Origin of the sequence: Geobacillus sp. CAMR5420 (assembly GCF_000691465.1) — a bacterium.
Classification (GTDB): Bacteria; Bacillota; Bacilli; order Bacillales; family Anoxybacillaceae; genus Geobacillus; species Geobacillus thermoleovorans.
This window is the reverse complement of record NZ_JHUS01000086.1, coordinates 1-7,619: the sequence shown is the minus strand read 5'-3', so window position 1 is coordinate 7,619 and position 7,619 is coordinate 1. Positions and strand designations below refer to the sequence as shown.

The 7,619-nt window shown below is 39.3% G+C and carries 7 protein-coding genes; all 7 read left to right on the top strand.

The features are described 5' to 3' along the window. Nucleotides 1–918 (top strand): IS110 family transposase (locus DI44_RS00130; RefSeq protein WP_033026736.1); only part of this gene is annotated, 918 nt, incomplete at its 5' end. A 475-nt stretch (nucleotides 919–1,393) separates the two neighbouring features. After that, nucleotides 1,394–2,707: an ABC transporter substrate-binding protein gene (locus tag DI44_RS00135; protein ID WP_033026735.1), complete on the top strand. Its 1,314-nt coding sequence runs from the start codon at nucleotides 1,394–1,396 to the stop codon at nucleotides 2,705–2,707. 116 nt (nucleotides 2,708–2,823) lie between these two features. Then, on the top strand, nucleotides 2,824–3,723 hold the full coding sequence (locus tag DI44_RS00140) for a sugar ABC transporter permease (protein WP_033026733.1): 900 nt from the start codon (nucleotides 2,824–2,826) through the stop codon (nucleotides 3,721–3,723). Next, complete coding sequence (locus DI44_RS00145; protein ID WP_003252244.1) at nucleotides 3,713–4,537, top strand: carbohydrate ABC transporter permease; 825 nt, start codon at nucleotides 3,713–3,715, stop codon at nucleotides 4,535–4,537. The genes DI44_RS00140 and DI44_RS00145 overlap by 11 nt, the downstream gene beginning before the upstream one ends. A gap of 14 nt (nucleotides 4,538–4,551) precedes the next feature. Next, nucleotides 4,552–5,697, top strand: coding sequence for an ABC transporter ATP-binding protein (locus tag DI44_RS00150; RefSeq protein ID WP_033026729.1), 1,146 nt, complete (start codon nucleotides 4,552–4,554; stop codon nucleotides 5,695–5,697). Nucleotides 5,698–5,708: 11 nt separating this feature from the next. Further along, the gene (locus DI44_RS00155) at nucleotides 5,709–6,509 is read left to right on the top strand and encodes a sugar phosphate isomerase/epimerase family protein (protein ID WP_033026726.1); all 801 of its coding nucleotides are present in this window, start codon (nucleotides 5,709–5,711) and stop codon (nucleotides 6,507–6,509) included. 15 nt (nucleotides 6,510–6,524) lie between these two features. Then, a complete protein-coding gene (locus DI44_RS00160) occupies nucleotides 6,525–7,313 on the top strand; it encodes an HAD-IIA family hydrolase (protein ID WP_033026722.1) in 789 nt (262 codons plus the stop codon). The last annotated feature ends 306 nt before the right edge of the window (nucleotides 7,314–7,619 follow it).

Sequence of the window (7,619 nt, the reverse complement as noted above, 5' to 3'; positions counted from 1 at the left end):
ATCGCGGACTTGCTTCGCCATGGATTGCTAAAAGGGAGTTACATCCCTCATCGGGCTCAGCGGGAGCTCCGGGAACTGGTCCGTTATCGGCGCAGTTTGATCGAGGAACGGGCACGGGAGCTCAACCGCATCCAAAAAGTGCTGGAAGGAGCCAATATCAAGCTTTCTTCGGTCGTATCCGACATCAACGGGATGTCGGCCCGGCTCATCATTCGCGCCCTTATCGAAGGAAAGGACGATCCGGCGGCCCTCGCCCAGCTCGCCAAAGGGCGGCTGAAACAAAAAACGGAAGAGCTCCGGCGCGCATTGAAAGGAGTGATGGGGCCGCATCAACGCATGATGCTGGCCGAGCAATGGCGTCATGTGGAGTATTTAGATGAAGCGATTGCCCGGTTGGATCGAGAAATCGAGGAACGAACGAGCCCTTTGCATGAAGCGCTGGAGCTCATCGATACGATCCCGGGAGTGGGGCGGCAAAGCGCGGAACAAATTGTAGCGGAAATCGGGACGGACATGAGCCGGTTCCCTACCGCCGCGCACTTGGCCTCATGGGCCGGAATGGCTCCCGGGAATCATGAGAGTGCAGGGAAACGGTTGTCAGGTCGAACGAGGAAAGGGAACAAGAAGCTAAGGTCGTGCCTCGTGGAATGTGCCCGTGCCGCCGCCCGAACGAAGAACACGTACCTATCGGCCAAGTATCATCGGATCGCCAAACGAAGAGGAGCGAATCGAGCGAGTGTCGCGGTCGGGAGAACGATTTTAGAAATGATCTATTATATCTTAACTCGAAAGGAACCGTATAGAGAGTTGGGAGCCGACTACTGGGATCGGCAGCGAGAAGCGAGCATCGTGCGTCAAACGGTGAAACGATTAGAGGGGTTAGGGTACGAAGTGAAACTGGAAAAAACGAGTGCATAGCACTTATTAACCATGCATAGCACTTATTAACCATATATATACTGAAATACCTTCCTTTGGAATTCAATTCCGAAGGCTAGGCGGGTCCCGTTTTTTTGTCTTAAATGGTGTTTTCAGGATAGATATATACATTATATTTGGAGTCTCTTTTTTTGTTATGCAAGCAATTGGAGGTGATTTCGACATCATTTAATAGATTTGTCAGGTCGGGAGATAAAAAAGCATTTACACCTAAAATATTAATGCAAACGATCTGCCAACCTGTCATTGGCATAACGATGAAAAATAGCTTTATCTGAAATTGAAGACAGATTGTAGAAGCCGCTTGCTCGAACACGGACGGTGATAGCCAGTCAAAGGCAACACGATTTGTTAACTGATTCATGTAAAGAATTTTCTAAATAGCCGAAATGTCACGACATTTTGAAGATCCTTTCATTCATTACGGTCAAACAATTTGGTGAGGAGGAATATAATGAAATCATTTGTAAAATTGATTTGCGCATTTACATTAGTATTCATGTTAGCAGCTTGTAACAACACGAGCAAGCAGGCAGCCAATGACTCTCCTTCTAAATCAGAGGACGGCAACAAAAAAACGGTTATCGAATACTGGCACGTAAATGCTGAAACTCAAGGCGGAAAAACAGTAGAAGAGTTAGTGAAGGAATTTAATGCACAAAGTGATACTGTAGAAGTCGTAGCCAAATACAACCCGGACATGTATAAAGGGTTGATGCAAAATTTACAAGCTGAAGTAGCTGCGGGCAATTCACCAGCAGTTGTACAAGTAGGATGGGCATTTTTAGACTACTTCTCAAATAATTTTCATTATGTGCCGCCGCAAGAAATAATAGATAAATATTTTCCAGAAGATAAAACATTTTTAAAAGATCATTTCTTAAAAAATGTTTTGGATTTAGCGAAAAATTCGGATGGTGAACAAGTCGGGATTCCATATTCGTTAAGCAATCCAGTCCTCTATATTAATCGAGACCTTTTACGAAAAGCTGGACTAGATGAAAATGGGCCAAAAACGTGGGAAGAGGTAAGAGAATTTTCCAAAATAATAAAAGAGAAAACAGGAAAATATGGGTTTTATTTGCAGGAGCCGGCAGATAACTGGGCTACACAAGCTTTATTAGAAAGCAACGGAGCCAAAATGATTACGGACGGAAAAGCAACATTTGCTTCAAAAGAAGGAATTGAAGCGTATCAACTATGGGCTGATATGGTGTTAAAAGATAAAACAGCCTTGCATTTGCCTTGGGATCAAGGTGTACAAAGCTTTATCGATGGCAATGTCGCCATGGTCTATACAACGATTGCCCAACGTGCGCATATCCAAGCGAATGCCAAATTTGACGTAGCGGCAATCAAATCGCCAGCATGGGAAGGAAAAGAAGTAAGACTGCCGGCAGGTGGCGCAATGCTGGCTATTACAGCAAAAGATGAAGAGCAGCAAAAAGCAGCATGGGAATTCATGAAATTTCTTTATAGCGTTGAATCAATGGCCAAATGGACAGAAGGAACAGGTTATGTGCCTCCACGTAAAGATGTTGCAGAAGCAGAAAATGGACTTAAATCATTTTTAGAAGAAAATGAAATGATGAAGCCTGCCATAGAACAAATGGACAAGATTGTTCCTTGGGCATCATTCCCTGGAGACGCCGGTTTACAGGCAGAGCAATTATTAATAGATGTACGCGACGAAATTCTTACAGGAAAAGTATCAGTAGAAGAAGGTTTAAAATCAACGGAAAAATCCATCAACGAATTGTTAAAGTAAAAGGAAATGTCTACAAAGGGTGACTAACATTTATAACAATTTTTCAAAAAAACTTCCTTTAGTCACCCTCCCTTTTAACTTTTATTTTCGGTATCAGTACGGAGGGTAATAAAAATATGAGTGATGGGACAGTTTTTAAAAATAAAGAGAGTTGGAAAGCGTATTGCTTATTGATTCCAACGTTAATTATATTTTCGATATTCATGTTTTGGCCATTTTTATACACAATTTATTTAAGCTTTTTTGACTGGAACATGATTACTCCGACAAAAGAATTTGTAGGATTGAAAAACTACATTGATGTTTTATCTGATCGAAAAACATATAAAATATTGGGAAATACATTTATATATATTGCTTTCTTATTAGTTATAAACTGTATCATACCGTATCTTTTTGCTTTCGTTTTAGATTTAATTTTAAAACGATTTAATGGTTTTTATAAAAGCGCCTTGTTTCTGCCAGCATTCATCTCATTGGTCGTCGGTTCGATATTGTTTACGTGGATTTTAAATCCAGTTTCCGGACCTGTTGCCATTATTTTAGGATGGTTCGGCATTGAAATGCCGATTTGGAGTAAATTAGACGGCTGGGTCATATTGGTTTTAAGTTTGATTACATCCTGGAAAGTATTTGGCTATAACTTTATCGTCCTTTATGCTTCTATCAACGGTATTTCACGCGAAATAATAGAAGCAGCCCGTTTGGATAATGTTCCTTTATGGAAAATATTCTTTCATATTGTCTTGCCTATGAGCAGCGCTACTGGCATTTATGTGTTTATTATTACAATTGTCCAAGGACTGCAGTATGTATTCACGCCTATAAAAGTGATAACACAAGGCGGTCCAAATTACGCCAGCTCCAATGCGATCTATCACGCCTATCACGAAGCCTTCGTACTTTACAGAACAGGACATTCTGCAGCTTTATCAATTATGACGATGTTAATCTTTTTCATATTATTAGCTCTTGAATTTAAGTTTGTTGAAAGAGGTATCTATTATGAAAATTAAACGATCTGTTGCGATACCTTGGCACATTATTTTTATCATTACAATCATTATTCTTTTATATCCAATCGTTTTTGCATTAGGTTCATCGTTTAAAACGTTGGAAGATGCCTACAACAATGTTTTGAACATAGTTCCGTTAAATCCGACATTCGAAAACTATATCACATTCTTTAATAGTTTACCTGCTTTCAAAATTACGATGAATACGTTCATTATTGCCTCTGTTGCGACAATTTTCAAACTGATTACTTCATTTTTAGCAGCGTATGCTTTCGTATTTTTGCAGTTTAAAGGGAAAAACATTTTATATTTTATGTTAATTAGTACAATTTTTATCCCTTTTACCGTAACAATGATTCCAAACTATTTGATCATATCGGGTATCGGTTTAGTCAACAGCGTTTGGGGTGTTATTTTGCCGCAGCTCGCCAATGCGCTTGGTATCTTTTTAATGAGGCAGTCGATGAAAACAATCCCCATCTCGTTAATTGAAGCAGCCAAATTAGATCATATTGGACACGCCCGGATTATGAAAGATATCGTTCTCCCATTAGTGAGGCCGGCTGTCACATCAACAGGTATCTGGTTTTTCATTACTACCTGGAACGAATACGTATGGCCGGTGCTCATTTTAAAAAGCAAGGAAAATTATACATTGCCTCTTGCTTTACAGATGTACATCAGCTCAGAAGGCGGCACGAATTTTACTGTCGCCATGGCCGTATCAGTCATCACAATGATAATACCTTTAACTTTATATTTAATTTTCCAGAAGTATATTATAGGAACATTTACTTCTTCTGGAATTAAGTAACGGAGGATGGCACAATGAAGGAAATAAGATTTGAAAACGTTTGGAAATCCTATGGAAAAACACATGTTGTAAAAGGGCTCAATCTTACCATTCATCCTGGAGAACGTTTAGTTCTTCTAGGTCCGTCCGGATGCGGCAAATCGACAACTTTACGCATGATTGCCGGCCTTGAAGAAATTACTTCGGGCGACTTATATTTGAATGGCGTAAAGGCGAATGACATTCCAAGCGGAAAAAGAAATGTAGCGATGGTATTTCAAAATTATGCATTATATCCTCATATGAATGTCGTTGAAAATATTATTTACGGTTTAAAAGTTCAGAAGGTTCATAAAGACGAAATTCAAAAGAGATTAAATGCTGTGTTAGAAATGCTCCAGTTGAAAGGCTATGAAAACAGATTGCCGAAAGATTTATCCGGCGGGCAAAGGCAGCGTGTCGCTTTAGCAAGAGCCGTTGTAAAAAAATCTGATTTCTTTCTGCTTGATGAGCCATTATCAAATTTAGATGCACAGCTAAGAGTGTCTGCACGCAAGGAACTAGTGAAAATCCATGAAATGTATAAGCAAACAATCGTTTATGTTACACATGATCAAATTGAAGCAATGACTATAGGGGATCGTATTGCGTTAATGAATCAAGGGCAATTGCAAATGGTAGATACGCCGGAAAATGTATATAACCGCCCTGCAAACATCTTTACGGCAAAATTTATCGGCTCGCCTCCAACGAATATTGTCGATATGGATTATTATGATGGCAAAGTTGTGATCGGGAAACAATCATTTTTATTGCATCCGATGTGGATCCGACAAATAAATGAAAGCAATGCCAAAACGTTTGTTTTTGGAATTCGACCTGAACATCTAGAAATTTATAAAACTCCCCAAGAAAACACATTAAAAGGCACAGTGAAATACGTGGAAAACCAAGGAAGCAGCTACAGTATTTATATAAATTTAGAAGGTCATGAAGTGATTGCGATGAGTGAAAAAAAGAATTGGCATCCGGGGGAAATGGTCTATTTAAAACCAAAAATGGATCGTATTCACATTTTTGATCGAGAATCCACACAATCAATAGGCTATCCGCAAGTGCTGGATCTGAATGAAAGCAGTCCGATGAATCACAAAATCAATGTGGAAACATATCTTTCATGAGGTGGTTGTTTATGAAAAGAAAAATCTGTTATTCTGATTTGCCGCTTATATCAAAAGATCCTTTAAAAAATGTCCATGACTTAATTGAATATGGAGCTGATAAAGTTGAACTATTAATGGATGGCGAAAAATGGGATGACATGGAAAAATCATTCAAAAAATTGTCTTCCAAACTAAAAGAATTGCCCATCGGCTACACCATTCATCCTCCAGCATGGGATATTAACTTAACAAGTGAAAATAAAGCGATTCGGGAAGCTTCATTTTTTGAATACAAAAAAGCGATTGAGTTTGCCGGCATGATTCAGGCTTCGCATGTTGTGATCCATCCTGGGTTCTGTTTTTCTCCGGTTTTTGACAAACGTTTAGCAAAGCAGCGAGCTGAAGATTATATCCATCAATTATGTGAATTTGCTAAACCTTTGAACGTCAAACTGGCAATCGAAAACGTCGGATACAACGGCAGTTCGATTTTTACGCAAGATGAGTTTACGAGCTTTTTGGATAATATTGATGAAACGGCAGGATACTTACTTGACATTGGCCACGCAAATTTAAACGGTTGGGATATTCCGCAAATAATGAAACAGACAAAGGATCGACTGATTGCCCTCCATGTTCATGATAATAACGGAACAGGAGACGATCACTTGCCAATCGGTGAAGGAACCGTCCCATGGCAAGAAATCTTTAAAACGATTCATGAACAATCAATCGATTGTCAGCTCATCCTAGAATATGCCCCCGGAACACCGTTAGAAAAGTTACGCGAAGGCAAAGAAATTCTACTAAAAGAACTTTCAACAGAATAAAGGTGGAGTATTGTATTGTTACACATTGACGATTTTGATGCATATTGTTTTGATTTAGATGGAACTATATATATTGGCAATAAACTTTTGCCCGGTGTAAAAGAAACGATCGACCGATTAAGGCGCCATAACAAAAAAATTCTTTTTATCACAAATACATCGACACAAACAAGAGAAGAATGCAGAAAGCGGCTTCATCATTTAGGAATTCAAGCGAAACTGGACGAAATCATAACAGCTTCTTATTTGTCAGCTGTATATTTTTTAGAGAAATCTCCGGACTCTTTAGTCTATATTGTAGGCGAAAAAGCGATTTCGGAAGAATTCCACAAATTTTCACTAAAAATGACCGACAATCCTATGGACGCGACCCACGTACTTGTCGGACTTGATCGCTGCTTCACTTACGAAAAACTCAATTTGGCAATGAACGCGGTTCGTAATGGAGCCAAATTAATTGCAGCCAATCCGGATTCGCTTTGTCCAGTTCCTGAAGGGTATATTTCAGATACACTGGCAATAGCGAAAGCAATAGAAGCTGCATCAGGACAGCCGATCGATCAGGTTATCGGGAAGCCTTCCTCTTTTTACGGCAAAAAAATTCTTGAAAAATTAAACATAAACAGCAACAGGTGCTTAATCATTGGCGATCGTTTAGAAACCGATATTTTGCTTGGAAAAACAAATAATTGCCGCACATGCCTTGTATTAACCGGAGTCTCCAGAAAAGAGGATATTGAAAAAAACAAAATTTACCCGAATTATATTGCACAAAATTTACAGTATTTGTTTTTCATGAAATAAATCGATGCTTTCATACATACTGATTTTTATGTAAAAAGTTCAAACCCAGGTGGACGTGATTCATCCTCGAAGCTGTCACGCTCCACCTGTTTTTTATACACCTCACATTTCGCACCCTCTCGACGAAAATCGGGAGGATTTTTTCGTTCCGACTCACATTTCGCACCCTCCCAACGAAAATCGGGAGGATTTTTTGTGTCCATCGTCGAATGAATCCTTGACATACAAGGAAAGTGAAGGAGTTTTTCTCTCATGAACGTTCAAGTCAAAAAGGTCTATCGCAATTATTATTTGAATATAATAAGT

Bases quoted from the DNA above. Each gene is read 5' to 3' on its own strand.
- DI44_RS00135 (WP_033026735.1), top strand. From the start codon at position 1,394: ATGAAATCATTTGTAAAATTGATTTGCGCATTTACATTAGTATTCATG.
- DI44_RS00140 (WP_033026733.1), top strand. From the start codon at position 2,824: ATGAGTGATGGGACAGTTTTTAAAAATAAAGAGAGTTGGAAAGCGTAT.
- DI44_RS00145 (WP_003252244.1), top strand. From the start codon at position 3,713: ATGAAAATTAAACGATCTGTTGCGATACCTTGGCACATTATTTTTATC.
- DI44_RS00150 (WP_033026729.1), top strand. From the start codon at position 4,552: ATGAAGGAAATAAGATTTGAAAACGTTTGGAAATCCTATGGAAAAACA.
- DI44_RS00155 (WP_033026726.1), top strand. From the start codon at position 5,709: ATGAAAAGAAAAATCTGTTATTCTGATTTGCCGCTTATATCAAAAGAT.